The sequence below is a fragment of the Oleiharenicola lentus genome (assembly GCF_051660365.1).
Classification (GTDB): Bacteria; Verrucomicrobiota; Verrucomicrobiia; order Opitutales; family Opitutaceae; genus Lacunisphaera; species Lacunisphaera lenta_A.
Genome location: NZ_JBOZXB010000003.1, coordinates 15,326 through 34,411, shown reverse-complemented (window position 1 = coordinate 34,411; position 19,086 = coordinate 15,326). Strand labels below are relative to the sequence as shown.

1 protein-coding gene and 1 pseudogene (1 of these 2 running past the window's edge) are annotated in these 19,086 nt (G+C 60.7%); both read left to right on the top strand.

What is annotated here, in order from left to right:
* The first annotated feature begins 3 nt into the window (after positions 1–3).
* Positions 4–1,992, top strand: a complete 1,989-nt coding sequence (locus tag ACRRQW_RS19505; RefSeq protein WP_438483303.1) for a DEAD/DEAH box helicase — start codon at positions 4–6, stop codon at positions 1,990–1,992.
* Positions 1,993–2,122: 130 nt separating this feature from the next.
* Positions 2,123–19,086 (top strand): annotated as a pseudogene (locus tag ACRRQW_RS19500) (hypothetical protein); its annotated part runs 15,325 nt beyond the window's last position; the annotation flags it as partial.

Below are 19,086 nucleotides of genomic sequence, written 5' to 3'. Positions count from 1 at the left end.
GCCATGCCTGCACCCCTCACGGACGTGCGCCGCACGGAGTTAGCGCAACCGGAAAAACTTCCGTCCGGTCTCGATGCAGTGGTGCATCGGGCCCACGGCGCGTGGCGCAGCCGGCTGAAACATTCCGAAGAGCTGCGCGCACAAGCCATCGAGTTGCACGCCCGCGCCGGGGAACTGGCGAGTCTTACGAGTGCGGAGTTGAAAGTAGAAATGCGCCGGTGTCGTGAAGGAGTGCGCCGAGCCGGCAAAGCGTGGAAGCAACGATTTGCCGAGGCGCTGCCGGTTGTCGTGGAACTGGCCTATCGTTCGCTCGGATTGCGCGCGTATCCTGTGCAACTGATGGGCGCGCTGGGTCTGGCAGAGGGCCGACTGGTGGAAATGGCCACAGGCGAAGGCAAGACCCTGACCATTGCGCTGGCGGCAGCGGTGGCGGGCTGGCAGTCGCGGCCGGTGCACGTGATCACCGCCAACGATTATCTAGCCGAACGCGATGCGGATGCGTTACGGCGATTCTATGAGGAGTGCGGGCTGACGGCGTCGGCGGTCACTGGGCCGATGGAAGCTCCGGCCCGGCGCGTGGCGTATCGTGCCCACGTGGTCTATACCACCAGCAAGGAGTTGGTCGCGGATTTTTTGCGCGACCGCTTGGTGCTCGGAACGCTGGCGGATCCGGGACGACGCATGGTGGCGAAACTTGTGCGGGCGCGCGCAAGTGAGGAGCAGATCGTGTTGCGCGGAATCCACACCGCGATTGTCGATGAGGCGGATAATCAGTTGATCGATGAGGCCGTCACGCCGCTCATCATCAGTCGGCCGCAGCCGAACGAAGCGCTCGTGGAATTATGCCGTCAGGCAGACGCACTCGCGGCGAGCATGTTGCCCGAGGAACACTACGCCCTGAATCTCCGGCACAAAGAAGTGAAGTTGAACGAAGCCGGTCTGACGCGCGTCGAAGAATGGTGCGCCGGTCATCCCGGATCGATTTTTAACCAACCTTCGTGGGTGAGCGGTTTGGTCACGCAAGCACTGCAAGCGCGGCATTTTTTCCTGCGCGATAAACAATACGTGATCGTCGACGGACAGGTGGTGATCGTGGATGAATCAACGGGCCGATTGATGCCCGGTCGTTCATGGCGATTGGGCCTGCACCAAGCAGTGGAGGCAAAAGAGGGCGTCTCGATCACGCAGCCAAACGAGTCACTGGCCCGGTTGAGTTTTCAGCGCTTTTTCCGGCTCTTCCGGCGATTGAGCGGCATCACCGGAACCGCGGCGGAGGCGGCGCCGGAATTCTGGCGCATCTACGAACTGCCCTTCGTGAAGGTGCCCCCGCACCGGCCAAATGTCCGCCAACAGTGGCCGACGCGATATTTTGCGACGGCGGATGAAAAGTGGCAGGCCGTGGTGAAGGAAATCGCTTCACTGCATGACTTGGGTCGCCCGGTGTTGATCGGCACGCGGAGCGTCGCAGCGAGCGAACATTTAGGTCGTTTGTTGAAAGGGAGAGGGTTGAGTTTTACGCTGCTCAACGCTGTGCGCCACGACCAGGAGGCGGCGATCGTTAACCTCGCAGGCGATACTCAAGCCATCACGGTGGCGACGAATATGGCGGGACGCGGCACGGATATCCGGCTTGGAGCAGGGGTGGCTGCGAAAGGCGGTCTTCATGTCATTTTGACGGAGCTTCATGAATCCGCGCGCATCGATCGCCAGTTGGAAGGGCGCGCGGGTCGCCAAGGCGATTCGGGTTCGACGCGGACGTTCGCGTCCTTGGAAGACGATTTGGCCGAACGTTTCTTGAGTAAACCCAGTCGGGGAATCGCGCGAAACTTGCTCGCGAACCACGGAGGCGGAAACCGTTGGGTGGGTTATTTGCTACGTCGCGCGCAGCGCACCGCCGAGTCCGCAGCCTACCGGCAGCGTCGGTTGGTGATGGTGCAGGATAACGAGCTTTCCGAAGCGCTGATTCCCGGTCAGGCGCTCGATCAATTGTAAGGTCATATTTTTGCAACAGCATCGGAGAAAATGGAAGCGCATGAATCGGTGAATTTCCCTGAAGAGTTCCCCCTATTTGCTTGCGCTCGTCGTTTCCCCGCAGCTTTCATCCGCATCTGAAATTTTTCGTGTGAGTAGAACGACCAACACGTCTCGCAGCTCCCGTCAGTCCTTCGCCGTCGAAGCGTTGGAATCGCGCCTGCTGTTGTCGGCGACGCCGTTGAGTCAGTTGGAAATTTCTTCGCCTTCGAATGACGCGCAGGTGTTCGTGCTGGCCGATCAAGGTCACGCGTCGACGGTCAACGCGGCCGTTTCGGCATCATCGGATTTGTTCGACGATACTTCGTTGATCGCGCTTACCGCGGAGCCGATTGTTGCGGAAGTAGCATCGTCGGAAACCACCGGCCCGACTGCACCGCTCGCGCCGACCGCACCCGTTGCAATGACGGAATCGATCCAGCAAACCGTCGCGCAAGTGGCGGTCGCGGTCGAAGTTTCGTCCACGAATTCAACCTCCACCACGTCGACCCCGACCTCGGTGGCACTGCCGGTTTCGCCCGACGTTCCTTCTTCAGTTTCGCAACTTGTCACCTCACTTAACTCCGGCCAAGGGCCGCCCGCGAGCCCGAGCCCCACGGCAGTAACTTCTTCCGCCGCACCGGTTCCGAACTACACCCAAACCTCTTCGCAAACACTTACAGTCACCATCGGCGGGACTGCAGCGGGTGAGTTCACGCAAATCCAAGTAATCGGACTGGCCACGTTGGCCGGAAATTTAGAGGTCAAATTCAACAATGATTTTAAGCCCGAAGTGGGTGATGTGTTCGACATCCTGACGTTCGGCAGCATCTCCGGAAAGTTCAGTGAGGCCAAAGGCATCTTTGGTTTTGGAGATGGCAAAGTCTATTTGGAGATCGTGCAAAAAGCCGATCGCATCCAACTGGTCGCGCGTTCGTTTTCGATCGGCACCGACAACTTCGTTTTCAATCTCGCGGGCGATACCGTCAAGCAGCGGATGGGCGAGTTTTTTAGCTACTCGTATTTCGCTCTGACCTCGATCACGGTTACCGGCGAGCTGAACCTGAGTGGCTTCGCGCAACTCGCCGGGTCGTTCACCTTGACCCGCCTGACCGACTTTTCGGCGACGGTCGGATCTGCGACCAAAGTGCTTTCCGGTTTCACGCTCACGGCGACTAACGCCCGTTTGTTCGCCGGATCCGGCGGCCCGTATTGGATCGATTCCAACAACGATGGGGTGATCAACGACAGCGATACACCCGCTACGGCCGCATCCGGCGTGGCGGCTTCGGGGGTTGATGTGGCCCTCCTTTGGGCCAAGCCAAACGGCACGACCGACACCTCTTCTTATTATGCGGTCAAAGCCACGGCGGCCACGGCGGCATTGTTGGGCCTCGGTTCCTCGTTCACTTTTTCACTCAAGGGCCTGACCCTCGAACTCAACCGAGGAACGGATGCAGCCGGCAACTCCGCGACACCGATCAACTTCTCGGTGCGGGGCGGTGGCGGTTACACGATGGCCGTCGGAAGCGGCACGATGCTGCTCAACTACGCTGCGACCACCAAGACCGTGTCGGTGAAACAAGCGCTCATCCAAGTCGGCAGCTTCATCTCGTTTGAAGGCGGCATGGTGATCGCGCCGCAAGGTTACCGCGACGTCACGCTTTCCGATGGTGCGACTAAGAACGTCGCGTTGCTCGCGCTTACGTTTACCGGCGCTCGTGCCTTCGTGGGTGTTGCCGGTCCTTACTGGAATGATTCCAACGGCGACGGCACCATCGACAACGCTGACACTCCCGACGCCAACTCAGTCGGTCTCGCGGTTGACGGCGTTGATCTCGCGCTCGCACTCTTCACGCCGTCCGACAAATCCGACGCGGCCCGCTACTATGCGATTTCCCTTTCCGGTGACAGCGCCTCGTTGGTGGGCGCCGACGCGGTGACGCTCGCAGCGACCGGGTTTGCGGCCGAGGTCAACGGGGTGAGTGGCGTGGCGGCGGGTTCGCCGGTAATCAATTTCTCGAAGTTCGATGGCGGCGGCCTTTCGCTCGCGACCGGCGGCGATGCGGTCTTTTTTGATTTCTCGGCCAAAGTCCTTCGCGCATCCAGCAAGGATGCGACGCTGGTGTTGAGCGGGTTCATCTTTATCCGTGGCGGTTTTGGTTTCGATTTCACGCCGGATATCGGCGAACAACTCGAAGGCGGCGCCGTCCGTGAATTGGATGCGCTCGTCGTGGGCATGGCCAACGCTCATGTGTTTATCGGCGTCGGTGGGCCGTATTGGACAGACTCCAATAATGATGGGGCCGTCACCAGCGATGACACCCCGATTTCTGACGGCGTCATCGGTCTCGCGCTTTCCGGCGTCAATCTCGGCTTGGCCCTTTTACGCCAGACCGGCGTGCCGGCCGCTGATGCGGTAGAATACATAGCGCTAAAGGCGCACGCCGAAAGTGCCTCCTTCATTGGTTTTTCGACCACGCTGGTCGTGAGCGCTTCGGATATTGATATTGAAGTGAACCGCGCCGACGACCCGGCTGATCGCATCGTCGCCGGTGACTTCAGTGCCATGGACGGTGGCGGGCTCACGGTGGTGACGGGTGGGGAGAGCATCCTCATCGACTTCGATCGCGCAGTGCTGCGGGCCAGCGTGGGCCAAGCGACCATTCAAATTACCGAGTTCATTTACATGAGCGGTGGTTTTGCTTTCGAGAAGGGCCTGCCGGTCGTTGAAACGTTAGACGATGGCACGGAGCGCGATTTGGACGTGCTCACGGTGGGCGCGTCCAACGTCCACCTTTTCGCCGGAACTGGCGGCCCGTATTGGAACGATTCCAACGATGACGGCACGATCGACGGCACGGATACGCCTGATGCCAGCGCGGCGGGTGTCGCATTCAGCGGTGTGAATTTCGGGCTCGTGCTCCTGCGTCAAACTGGCGTCGCGGCGGCTGATGCCGTGCAATACCTCGCGATGAAAGTGTCCGCTGCCACTGCGTCGTGGGTCGGGTTCGGCGGTGCGTTCACCGTGACGTTGCGCAATCTCGTGGTTGAAGTGAACAAAGCTTACGATCCTGCCGGCGTGATTCGCGCGGGTGATTTTAGCAACATGACTGGCGGCGGCCTTACCGTCAAAACGGGAGGCGAGGACATCCTCATCGATTTCGAAGACGAAGTCACCCGCGTCCAAGTCGGCCAAGCCACCATCGGTGTCTCCAGCTTCCTCACGATTAGCGGTGGCTTCTCGCTCGTTCGTTCGCACGAAACGGTCACGCTGGCCAACGGCACGGAAGTGAAGGTCAACGCCCTGCGCCTTGGTGGGCACGACCTCACGGGATTTGCCGGCATCAACGGCCCGGCCGATGCGGCGAATGCTCGCGGCTTCCAACTCACCGGACTCACGTTTGGCCTCGCGCTGTTCACGCCGGACGCCTCCGAGACCGCGATGGAAGGACTTAGCTGGCAGAGTCTCTATGCGACCGCCAATGGATTCACGCTCCTCGGTCTGCCGAGCATCGCGGTTTCCGGTGCCGCGCTTTCCGTCTCTATTAATAGAGTGTTCGGGCTCCGTGAGGGAGAAGATGCCGATCAGTTCGTCATCGATTACGCGGATAAGCCATTCACCGTCGCGACGAGCAGCTCGACCAGCCTCAACCTGGCTTTCGCCGGATCAGACGGCGAACTCCTCCAAGTGGGCGGCAACCTCACGCTCACCGTGGGCCGCTTCTTCCACGTTTCCGGTGATCTCGCATTCCGCAAGTCGCTGGCACAGGTCAAACTGGCCGACAATACGACCGTCACCGCGAACATGCTGACCGTCGGCGGCCGCAATCTCACTGCCTTTGCCGGCGTGAACGGACCGGCCACCGCGAGCGGTGCCGTCGGCTTGAGTCTCACGGGCGTGACGTTTGCCTACGCTTATTTTAACGAGAAACTTTCCGAGGCTGACGCCGCGCTCTATATACCGCGCGAATGGGACGCGCTTCGTGCCACGGCGGAAAGCGCGAGTTTCACCGGGGTCAGCGGCCTGACGCTCGCGGTCAAGACCGTGACAGTGGAAATCAATCGCGAGATCGAGGTCGACCCGGACAACGATCCCAACGTGATCAACTTCTCGGCCGCGCCGCTCGAAGTCGCCACTTCCAGCACGAGCACACTCGCGCTTGATTTCGATTCCGAAGACGGCCCGCTGACCCGCGCGATCGGCCGGATGGAAATTAATCTTTTCGGCTTTGTCCAATTCTCCGGTGACCTCGCGTTCAGCAAGAGTGACGGCATCGTCAAAGTGGGCGCAGCCAACACCGAGGTCGCGGTCGATCGCCTGACGATTGGCGCGCACGGCATCGATGCTTTTGCCGGTCTCGCGGACGAAAGCGGCGCACCGCAACTCGGCTTTAAGTTGGAGCAAGTCGACCTCGCGCTCGTCATCCAAACGTCGAAAGCCGATCCCACCCTGGCGTGGACCTCGCTGGAAGCCGAGGCCGGCCGCGTGGCGTTTATCGGAGTCGAGGGCCTTACCGTTGAAGCGAGCACGATCAAGATTGCGATCAATCAAGCCGCCATCGACCACAGCATCGCGAACCTCGCTGCCGCGCCGGTCACAGTCACCACTGGCCCGACGACGACGCGAACAATCGCGTTGTCCTCGGCCAACGGCGAAACGCTGCGCGCCTCGGGTCAGGTCAACTTGGATGTCTTCAGCTTTGTGCAGCTCTCCGGTTTCTTCACCTTCGAGAAAACGGAAAAAGAAGTAACGCTCGCAAATGGGTCGAAAGTCGCGACCGAACTTCTTTCGGTCAGTGGGACCAACGTCGACGCGTTTGTCGGCGTGAACGGCCCGGTCGATTCCGGCTACGCCATGGGCTTCGGCCTGACCGGCGCGACCTTCGCGCTCGCGCTCTTCAACGGTGAAATCGACGACACCGCCGTCAGCTGGACGACGCTTAAAGCGTCAGCAGACAACTTCAGCGTCGTCGGCGTGCCCGGCTTGGTCGTTTCCGGCGACACGCTGAAGGTCGAACTGAATCGCTTTAATAATACTCTGGCGGGCCGCGATTCCGATGACCTCGTCATCGATTACACGACGACCACGCTTGGTTTTGAGCCGGTCGACGCGAAGTTCGATTTCGAAGGTTCCAAAGGCAACCTCACCCGCGCTGCAGGTGACCTCACCATTTCAGTCGCCAATTTCTTTTCGGTCACCGGCGGATTTGCCTTCGAACAATCACGCGGCACCGTTCGCCTCGCGGATGCCAACAGCACGCTGGTCGACGCAGACCTCCTTATGATCGGCGCCACCCGCGTCGACGCGTTCGCCGGAATTAACGGCGGCTCGGATGACGCAGTTGGTCTCAAGCTTGAGCAAGGTCAGATCGCACTCGCGCTGGTTGCCAATCGCGCGAATCCGGGTTGGCGTTGGATGGCCGTGCAGGCGAGCGCAGACCGCCTGGCGTTCGTCGGCGTCGATGGACTCGTCATCGAAGGCACCGGCGTTTTGGTCGAGGTGAACCGCAACACCAGTTCTTCGCATAACACGGTCCTCGCGCTCGATCTTGCCGGCACGTTGGGCACGGTGACTTTCACACTCGGCGGTTCCTCTGGTTCGCTCGAACTCACCGGCGACGAAAACGACTCTCAGATCGCGGCCTCGCTGCAAAGCGCGCTCGAAGGTATCACTGGCATCGGGGCCGGCAATGTGCTCGTCACCGGCAACCGCGGTGAAGGTTTCATCCTCGAATTTATCGGCATCCTGCAAGGCCACGACCTCACCGGCCTTTCGGTTGTCACGGTTGCGCCAACGCTCACGGCGACGGTTACCGAAGGCACGGCGGCCCGACCTGGCGTCAACGAAGTCCAACTGCTCACGCTCGCCATCAGTCCTTCCGCGCAAGGATCCTTCGCCCTGAGATTTGGCAGCCAACTTACCGGAACGATCAATTACCAAGCCGATCCGATTGCGCTCGCGGCGGCAATCCAATCGGCGCTTGCCGCACTTTCCACAATTGGCACGGGCAATGTTACGGTTGCAGAAGCGAGTGGCTCCACCGCCACGAAGCGCGTTTTCGCCGTCACCTTCAAGGGCGCGCTCGCGGCGCAGGACGTGCCGGAAATCGCGGTGCGCAATGTCGTCAGCGGTATCGTTGTTAACACGCGCTATACGCTGACCCTCGGCTCCGCCACTTCCACGCTGACCTTCTCGCGCAACGGCGATTCCGCCATCGTCGTCATCTACGACACTGACTCAAACAGCGCGATCATCGACGCACTCAAGCTCGGTCTTGAATCACTCGACACTGTTGGCACCGGCAACGTCCAAGTCACCGGCACGCGCTCCGCGGGTTTCACCATCGAGTTCATCGGCACGCTCGCTCGTCAGCCGGTCGCCGGCCTTTCGGTCACGACGGCGTATCCGCCAGTGCAGACGACCGTGCTTCAGCTCAACAGCAGCGGCACGAGCGCAAATGAAATCCAAGCGATCATCATCGACGCCAGCCTGTCCGCATCGGGCACCTTCACGCTGAGTGTTGGCAACTATACGACTTCGACCATCCGTTTCGCGAACAACGACATTGAGAATAATTCCCGCCGCATCCGCGAAGCGCTCGCTGCCTTGCCGATCATCGGCGATGGCAATGTGACCGTGGTTTATGATCAGTCTTCCACGATTACGCATCAGCGCTACGTCGTCACTTTCCGTAATGGCGTCGCCGGTCGCAATTTCCCCACCGCCACGGTCGACAACACCCGCCTCCATGGCGCGATTGTCTCGATCGAAGGCGTGCAGGACGGTGTTTCCGCCGCCCGCGCCAGTCAGCGCATCACCATCATTGCGGAAGAAGGCGGCACTTTCCGCCTGCAGATCACCGACAACGGCACGACCTACATCACCGCGTCGCTGAAGATCGGCGCTTCTGCTTCCGATGTCGCGCGGGCGCTGACCGCCGCGTGGAGTCCCGCTTCTTCCGGCACCGTCGAAAAAGAATCCGATACCGCTTACGTCATCAGCTTCAACCCGACGAGTTTCGAAGGCCGCAATCCGGCGCTCATCGTCGTTTCCGCCGTCGCGTCCGGCACGCCCGCGAAACTAAACCTCACGCAAACCGGCGGTTCGACGAGCTCGCTCGCCGGTGCGCTGCTCGTGACCGCTGGCACCAAGACCAAAGGTGCCTCCGCCACCGGTGAAACTCAGCACCTCGTCATCACTGAGGGCGCTAACGGCACGTTCACCGTCACGCTGCGGATCGACGGACATGTTTTCACCAGCGCCGCCGTCAGCCTCGATGCGACCGCGGAGGAACTCGTCGACGCGATCTTCAACTCGCTGAAAACCACCTACGCGACGCTCACCGTCACGGTCACCGAATACGGCCATCGCGTCTGGGATATTGAATTCGAAGGCGCGCTCGCGGGACGCAATTTGGCGAACATGGAAATCGCCGTCAGTGTTGTCATCACCAACGCGGATCTGGCTACCGAACAAGTGGGCGTCGTAAACCCGCAGGGCGGCGAAACGGTAATCGATTGGGAAGCGCAACCGCTGACGATCATCACCGGCCCGAACGTCGACGATAAGGTCGAAATCGAAATTTCCGGCGACGACGGCAACGTGGTGCGTGCCAGCGCGAATCTCCAAATTCAAGTATTCGGTTTCGCGACCATCGCGGGCAAATTCGCCTTCGAGAAAAAGGAAAACACAATTCCATCGACGGAAGAGGGCGGGGCGGAAGAAACCTACGATATCCTCACGATCGGTTCTGCAGACGCTTACCTTTTCGCCGGCATCGGCGGGCCGTATTGGGTCGACTCTAATAATGATGGCGCAATCACTGCCGCCGACACGCCCGCTGCCAATGGTGCCATCGGTATCGCCGTGGGTGGCGTGAACACCGCGCTCGCTCTACTCGTTAATCAGAGCGCGCCGTCGATCACCTACACTGCACTGCAAGTTCATGCGGATTCGGCGTCCTTCGTCGGCCTCGCCGGATTGCTCACGATTGATGCGCGCAACATCACGGTCGAAATCAACAAGGCGGTCGATCGCGACCACCCGAACGCGACACCGGATGTGTTTGATTTCAATCGTTTCGAAGGCGGCGGTCTCGCCGTCCTCACGGGTGGCGAAAAAATTACGCTCGCTTACGATCTTCCGCTCACGCGCGTCGTGGTGGCCGATGCGACCATCGCCATTTCTCAATTCATCTATGTTCGCGGCGGCTTCGCTTATGAGCGCAGCCCGTCGGTCGTCGAAGTGTTGCCCGACAACACCACGCGCACCCTGGACGTGATCAAGATCGGCGCCTCCAACGCTCACGTGTTCGCCGGCCTCGGCGGGCCGTATTGGACGGACTCGAACAGCGACGGTGTGATCGATGACAACGACGAGCCGCTCGCTGATGGTGCCGTGGGCATCGCGCTCGGTGGCGTGACCTTCGGCCTCGCACTTCTCAAACAAACTGGGGTCGCTGCTCCCGCGACTTACGTCGCGTTGAAAGCGGAAGCCGCGTCTGCCGCGCTCGTTGGATTTGAAAACTTCCTCGTGGCCAAAGCCGCCAACATCACCGTCGAAGTCAATCGCGCCAACGATCCGAGCAACAAAGTCGTCGCGGGCGACTTCTCCGGCATGGACGGCGGCGGCCTCACGGTGCTGACTGGTGGCGAAAATGTGTTGATCGACTTCGACCATGCGTTGCTGCGCGTCACTGCGGAGAGCGCCACGGTTCAACTCGCTGACTTCATTTATGTGAGTGGCGGCTTTGCTCTGGAGAAGGGCGTGCCGGTGGTTGAGGAACTGCCCAACGGAGACGAGCGCGACCTCGATGTCATCACGCTCGGTTTCTCCAATGCGCACGTCTTCGCCGGTGTCGGCGGGCCGTATTGGGTCGATTCCAATGACGACGGCGTGATCAACGCCAGCGACACTCCAGCTGCGGCCGGTGCGGCGGGTATCGCCATCGGTGGCGTCAATGCTGCGCTCGTGATGTTAAAGCAAACCGGCGTGACGACTCCGGTTACTTATATTGCGCTGAAGCTGCACGCCGCCTCTGCGGCGTTCGTCGGTTTCGAAAGCGTCTTCACGCTCAAAGCCACCGACATCACGGTAGCCCTAAACTACGCGAAAGATACGAGCGGCGCGATCCGCGCGGGCGATTTCAGTAACATGACCGGCGGCGGGCTCACCGTGCTGACAGGCGGCGAGAGTATTCTGATCAATTTCAGTGACGAACTTCGCCTCGTCACCATCGGCCACGCCGAACTGGTGCTCGGAGATTTTATTTTCTTGAGCGGCACGTTTGCGCTGCGTTCGGCTCCGCAAAACGTCACGCTGGCGGATGGCACCAAACTGGAAACCACGATGCTCACGATCGGCGGCACGAACGTGACCGGCTTCGCCGGCGTGAACGGCCCGGCGGACAATGACGGCGCAATTGGTTTCGGTTTCAGCGGCGTGGAATTTGCGCTCGGTCTCTTCACGCCAAACACGGAGCAGGCGAATCTCAAGGACCTGCGTTGGACGACGTTCAAGGCCACGGTCGAGAGTTTCAGTCTCGTCGGTTTCAGCGGGCTGCAAGTCAGCGCGGACGAACTCGTCATCAAACTCAATCAAGTCACCGGCGTGCCTACGACGGATGATGCAGACCTGCGCGTGATCGATTACAGCACCGAAGCGCTCGCGGTTTTGGTCGGGCCGTCTGCCACGGTGGAGTTCGATTTAGCCGGCGAGTTCGGTCAGTTGCTCGAAATTGGCGGCACCATCAATATTACGGTCGGTGGCTTCTTCTACGTTTCCGGTGGCCTCGCGTTCCGCCAAGCCACGGAAACCGTCAAGTTGTCCGACAATACGGAAGTCAGCGTGCGTGCGCTCACGGTTGGCGGCAAAAATCTCAACGCGTTTGTCGGTGTCAACGGCCCAGGCACACAGGCCGGCGCGGTGGGGCTGCGACTCACTGGCGTCGACTTCGCCTATGCTTACTTTGTCGAAAAACTCTCGGAGGACGATGCCGTGACCTTCATCCCGCGCGAGTGGGATGCGTTGCGCGCCACCGCCGCGACCGCGAGTTTCATTGGCATCACGGACGTCTCGCTCGCGGTGAAGACACTCACGGTGGAGATTAATCGCGAGATCGAGGTCGATTCCAACAACGAACCGAACGTTATCAATTTCTCCGCAAAGCCGTTTGTCGTGCCGACGTCCAGTTCGACCGAGATGGCGCTCGCGTTTGATTCCGTTGACGGCCCGTTGCTGCGCGCAATCGGTCGCATGGAAATTAATCTCTATGGCTTCGTGCAGTTTTCGGGTGACCTCGCGTTCAGCAAGAGCGACGGCGTTACGAAGCTAAATAATAATACAGAAGTCGCGGTCAACCGCCTGACGATCGGCGCGCATGGCATTGATGCATTCGCCGGTCTTCCTGATAAAAACGGTTCACCGCAACTCGGCTTCCAGCTGGAACAGGTCGACCTCGCGCTCATCATTCAAAGTTCGAAAGCCGATCCCACACTCACGTGGACGACGCTCGAAGCGGAGGCTGGCCGCGCCGCCTTCATCGGTGTCAACGGGCTCACGGTTGAAGCCAGCACGATCTCGATCGCGATCAACCAATCAGCTCTCGACAACACGATCGCAAATTTGGCCGCCGCGCCCGTGACGGTCACCACCGGTCCGACGACCGAGCGCATCGTGGCTTTGTCCTCGGCCAATGGCGAAACCCTGCGCGCCTCCGGCCAGGTAAATCTTGATGTCTTTGGTTTTGTGCAGCTCTCCGGTTTCTTCACCTTCGAGAAGACGGAGCAGGAAGTGACCCTCGCGAACGGGTCGAAGGTGGCTACGGAATTGCTTTCAGTGAGTGGCTCGAATGTGAACGCCTTCGTCGGCGTCAACGGCCCCGCTGATTCCGGTTATGCGATGGGTTTCAGCCTCACCGGGGCGACCTTCGCGCTCGCACTCTTTAACGGCGAGATCGACAACACCGCCGTCAGCTGGACCACGGCAAAAGCGGTCGCAAATAATTTCAGCGTGGTCGGCGTGCCTGGTTTCCAAGTTTCCGGCGATACGCTCACGGTCGAACTCAACCGCTTCAATAACACGCTCGCTGGGCGCGACTCGGCGGATTTGGTCATCGATTACACGCACACGACGCTCGGCTTTGAGCCGACGGCGGTGAAATTCGATTTCGACGGCGCCAAGGGCAACCTGTTGCGCGCAGCGGGTGATCTCACGCTGTCGATCGCCGACTTCTTCACGGTCAGCGGCAGCTTCGCCTTCGAGAAATCACGCGGCACGGTGCAACTCGCGGATGCCGACGATACAATGGTCGATGCCGACTTGCTCACCATCGGCGCTACGCGCGTCGATGCCTTTGCCGGTGTGAACGGTGGCGCGTCGGACGCCATCGGCCTGCGCCTCACGCAAGGCGAACTCGCGCTTGCGCTCGTGGCGGATCGCGCGAATCCGGCGTGGCGTTGGCTGGCCCTGAAAGCTTCGGCCGAGGAAGTGACTTTCATCGGCATCACCGGATTCGAAGTTACCGCGACGGGTATTCTCGTGGAGGTGAATCGCAACACCAGTTCTTCGCACAACACGGTGTTGAACCTCGATCTCGCCGGCACCGTGGGCACGGTCGCTTTCACGCTCGGCAGCTCCACGCAGTCGTTTGTGCTCAGCGGCGCCGAAAATGATTCCGCCATCGCGGACATGCTGCGCACCAGCTTGGAATCAATTACTGGCATCGGCGCAGGCAACGTCCGCGTCATCGGCAGTCGCGGCGAAGGTTTCATTATCGAGTTCATTGGTGCGCTGCAAGGCCACGATGTCACTGGCTTGGCGGTCCGCACGACTGCGCCAGTGCTGACGGCGACGGTCACCGAAACCCAAGCTGCGGTTGCCGGCTTCAACGCGGTGCAGGTGCTGACCCTGATGGGAGCGGCTGACACTTACGGTTCGTTCACCTTGAGCTACGGCACGCAAACCACCACGGTGATCCAACTCGTGGCCAATGCGGCCGACCAAGCGGCGGCAATTCAAGCCGCGCTCTCCGCGCTTTCGAGCATCGGAGCAGGGCAGGTGAGCGTTACCGTCGATGCCGCCTCCACCGCGACGAACCGCCGCTTCAAAGTCGCTTTTGGCGGCTCACTGGCCGCGACGGATGTGGCCCTGATTCGCGCGCGCGTCGTCTCTTCGGGCGTTATTCAAAACGCAATCTACTCGCTCTCGCTCGGCACCGCCGGGGCCACGTTGACGTTCCGCTATGGCACCGACTCCGCGGTGCTGATCGTCAGCGAGACCAACACCAACGCGCAGATTCTCAACTCGCTCAAACTCGCGCTCGAATCGCTCGACGGCATCGGCGCGGGTAATGTGGCGATTACCGGCACGCGCGCTGCCGGCTTCACGATCGAGTTCATCGGGGCGCTTACGGGCCGTCCGGTGAACGGCCTTACGGTCAACACGCTGTTGCCGGACATCAATACTCACGTCGAAATCATCGCCAATTCAGTCGCCGGTTCTTCGGAAGTCCAGGCCATCATCATCGACAATCCGCTGTTGCGCGGTTCCGGCACCTACACGCTTTCGCTCAACGGCGTCGACACCGTCGCCATCCGTTTTGCCGCCAGCGATGTCACGAGCAATGCCCGCTACATCCGCCAGGCACTGGAGAATCTAGTCACGGTTGGCGTGGGCAACGTCACGGTCACGTTTGACCAAGCGTCGACGATCACGCGTCAACGTTACGTCGTCACCTTTAGCAGCAGCGTAAAGGTCAAGAATCTCGCGGTGATGATTCCGGACAACGCGCGTTTGAGTTCCGCAGTCGTCTCCGTGCAAGGCGTGAGCGACGGCACGCCGTCCACGGGCCAAAAACAGGAAGTCACGTTGGTCTCCCCGAATGGCGGCACGTTCCAACTGCGCATCACGGATAACGGCATCACCTACACGACTGCGTTGCTGAAGATCGGCGCGTCGGCTTCCGAGATTGCTCGCGCGCTCACCGCAGCCTGGAGCCCGGCTTCGTCCGGCACGGTGTCGGCGGAAGGCGACGATGTTTACGTCATCACGTTCAATCCTTCCAGCTTCCAAGGTCGCACGCCGCAACTCGTGGTGGTGCTCACGACTCCGAGCGGAACTCCCGCGAAACTCACCGCCACCGCCGTCGGCGGCGCGCAAAAGAGCACGGCGGGGGCGCTCGTCGCGGGCGTCACGATCGCCACGAAGGGGGCGGCCCCGATTGGCGAAACTCAACGCCTTGTCATCACCGAAGGCGCGGACGGCACGTTCACGGTCACGCTGCGCATCGATGGCCACGTCTTCACCAGCGGCGCGGTCAAACTCGACGCCACTGCGGAAGAGCTCGTGGACGCGATCTTCAATGCGCTGAAAGCCACCTATGCGACGCTCACCGTCACGGTCACCGAATACGGCCATCGCAAGTGGGATGTTGAATTCGAAGGCGACCTCGCGGGTCGAAACCTGGCGAACATGGAAATCGCGATCAGCGTGGCCAGCACGGATGCAGTGTTGAAGATCGAGCAGGTTGGGGAAGTAAATCCGCAGGGCGGCGACACCGTGATCGATTGGGCCGAGCGTCCGCTCGATGTCGTGACCGGCACGCAAGTGGGTGACGTGGTTACTTTGGATATGTCCGGCGCCGACGGTAATCTGGTTCGCGCCAGCGGTTATTTGCAGATCAACGTGTTTGGTTTCGTCACGCTCGCGGGTAATTTCGCGATCGAGAAAAAGGAAACCACGCTGCCTTCGACCACGGTGGGCGCTCCGGATGAAACCTATGATGTGCTCACGTTCGGTTCTTCCGACGCTTACCTTTTCGCCGGCGTGGGCGGCCCGTATTGGGTCGATTCCAATGGTGACGGCAAAATTACCAACGCAGACCAACCGGAAGCTGATGGCGCGATCGGCGTTGCCGTGGGTGGCGTCACGGCGGGTCTCGCAATTCTTTCCCGCAGCGACGTCGCGAGCTCGATCGTTTACACCGGACTCACGGTGAAAGCGGACAGCGCGGAGTTTGTCGGACTCGGCACTCTTCTGACGATTCAAGCGCGCGATATCCTGGTTGAATACAATTCTGCGAAAGACCGGGCCAACGCAAACGCCACTCCCGCGGTGTTCGACTTCACGCGCTTCGGCACCAGCGGTCTCGCCGTGCGCACCGGCACGGGCACGGATCCGGTCAATGTTGCTCACGAAGAAAAACTCACGCGCGTCACCATCGGCGATGCGACCCTGATCGTTTCGGAATTCGTGTTCATTCGCGGCGCCGTCGTGTTTGAAACCGGCCCGGTGAAGACCATCAAGGACACGGCGGGCGTGGAGCACGAAGTCGCGACGCTCACCCTCGGCGGATCCGGTCTGCATGTGTTCGCGGGTGTCGGCGGTCCCTATTGGAATGACTCCAATGGTGACGGCCGCATCACTTCGGCGGACACGCCGAATGCCGACGGCGCCGTGGGAATCACTCTCGCGGGGGTCAGCGTGGCGATCGGTATTTTTACCCCCACCGACTTAACGAGCACGACGAGCTACCTCGGCCTCAAAGTGGTCGCGGAAGGTGCACAATTTGTCGGCATTGATGGCCTCACCATTGAAGCGCACGACATTGAGATTTCGGTCAACCAAGCCCGCTCGCGGACCGTGGGCGCGACGCCAGCCGCCTTGGACTTCACCAAGATTGTCACTGCGGCCGGGTTGGTCAGTGGCTTCGAAATTCTCACCGGTGGCGAGACCATCACGCTCGATTACGACTCCACGCTCACACGCGTGAGCGTCGGCGATGCGACCTTAGCGATTTCCGAATTCCTTTATGTGCGCGGCGGTTTCACGTTCGAAAAAGGCCGTCAGGTCGAAGTGAAGACGACAACCGGCGCGACAAAGACGCTCAACGTAATCACCTTCGGCATGGCGAATGTCTATGCGTTCGCCGGTATCGGTGGCCCGTATTGGGTCGATTCAAATAACGATGGGAAGATCACCAGCGCGGACACGCCCGATTCTGCCAACGCGCTCGGCGTCGCGCTTTCCGGTGTCACGCTCGGTCTCGCAGTCTTTAGTTCGACCGACGCTGCCGACAAGACCAGCTACACCGCGCTCAAAGCGAAGGCCAATTCTGCTGCGCTCGTCGGTGTGGGCGATTTCCTGACGCTTGTGGCCAACGATATCTCGATCGACGTCAACACCGCCTCGCGTCCGGGTGAAGTCGGGCCGCCATGGCCGGCCTCGCTCAACTTTACCTCCCTCGAAAACGGCTACCTGGCGGTTGCGACTACGGGCGAGGAGATGCGCCTCGACTTTAATTCGCGGCTCCTGCGCGTCGTGGTGGGCGACGGCACGCTGACGCTCGGCGAGTTTGTTTACGTGCGCGGTTCGTTCGCGTTCGAACAAGACCAGAAGATCACACTCGACGATGCAACCGGCACCCCGCGCACCGTGCGCGGCATCACGGTCGGCGCGTCCAACGCCTATGTGTTCGCCGGCGTGGGCGGCCCGTATTGGAACGACTCGAACGACGACGGCAAAATCACTTCGGCCGACACGCCGAATGCCACCGGTGCGATGGGCCTGGCGCTCGGCAACGTGACCGTGGGTCTCGCGATGTTCCGCCCGACCAATCTCGCCGACAAGACACGCTACACCGCGCTTTCCGTCACCGCTGAAACCGCCAGCCTCGTGGGCGTCGGCGTCGATATCACCGCGCGCGGCATCAGCGTCGAAATTAACACCGCCTCCAAGCTCGACGACGCGAACGCGACGCCTGCCGTGCTCAATTTCTCGAGTCTCGCTGGCGGCGCGTTGAACATCGTCACTGGCGGCACGCCGGTCGCGCTCGCGTTCAACAAGCAACTCTTCCGCGTCGCGGTGAAGGATGCGACGATCTCGATTTCCGAATTCATCTACATCCGCGGCGGGTTCTCACTTGAGAAGAGCGACTCGCTCGAAATCACGGATCTCGCCAACGGAAAGAAAGAAGTCTCGGTGCTCACCCTCGGCCTTTCGAATGCTTATGTGTTCGCCGGTGTCGGCGGCCCGTATTGGACCGACAGCAACGGCGACGGGGTAGTGAACAGCAGCGATACGCCCAACGCTGCGGGCGCACTCGGTGTCGCGCTGGGCAACGTCAATGTCGCCCTCGCGCTCTTCAAGCCAACTGACGTCAATGACAGCACGGCTTACACGGCGCTCAAAGTGGAAGCGGGTTCCGCTGAACTGATTGGCCTCGGCAGCCTGCTGACCATCGTCGCAAACGACATCACCATCGAGGTGAACACGGCGAGCGATACGCTCAATGCAGACGCTAATCCGCCGGTGATTGATTTCTCCAAACTCGAAGACGGCAAACTGCCCGTCTCGACCGGCAACGGCACGATCGATCTCGACTACACGTCGCGCCTGCTCCGCGTGGAGATCGGCGACGCCACCTTCGTCGTCTCGGAATTTATCTATGTGCGTGGCGCGTTCTCGTTGGAGCAGGGCAGGGTGCTCGATGTGAAAACGACCGCGAACGGCGCGCCGGAAAAGGAAGTTACCGTCCTCACATTCGGCACCGCCGATGCTTACGTGTTCGCTGGGATCGGCGGCCCGTATTGGACGGATTCGAATAACGACGGGAAGATCACCAGCGCCGACGTGCCGGCTTCGGCGGGTGCGGTGGGCGTGGCCGTCGGCGGGGTGCGTCTCGGCCTGGCACTTTTCAAGCCGACTGATGTTGCCGATACGGACAGCTATTTTGCGATGTCGGCCGAAGCCGCGACTGCGCGTTTGGTCGGGATCTCGGGGCTCACCTTGGAAACAAACGGGGTTTCGATCGACGTGAACAGCGTGCGCTCCACCAACCCGAGCGCGCCGGTGCTTGACCTTTCCAGCATCGGCACCGGCGGTCTCGAAGTCGCCACCGGCGGCGTTCCGGTCACGCTCGATTTCGCCAGCAAGCTACTTCGCGTCACGGTGCAAGATGCGACGCTCAGCCTCTCGCAATTCATCTACGTGCGTGGCGGCTTCTCGTTCGAGAAAGGCCCGCAAGTTGAAGTCACCGATACCACCGGTGCCAAGAAGATGGTCAACACGCTGAC

Bases quoted from the DNA above. Each gene is read 5' to 3' on its own strand.
- ACRRQW_RS19505 (WP_438483303.1), top strand. From the start codon at position 4: ATGCCTGCACCCCTCACGGACGTGCGCCGCACGGAGTTAGCGCAACCG.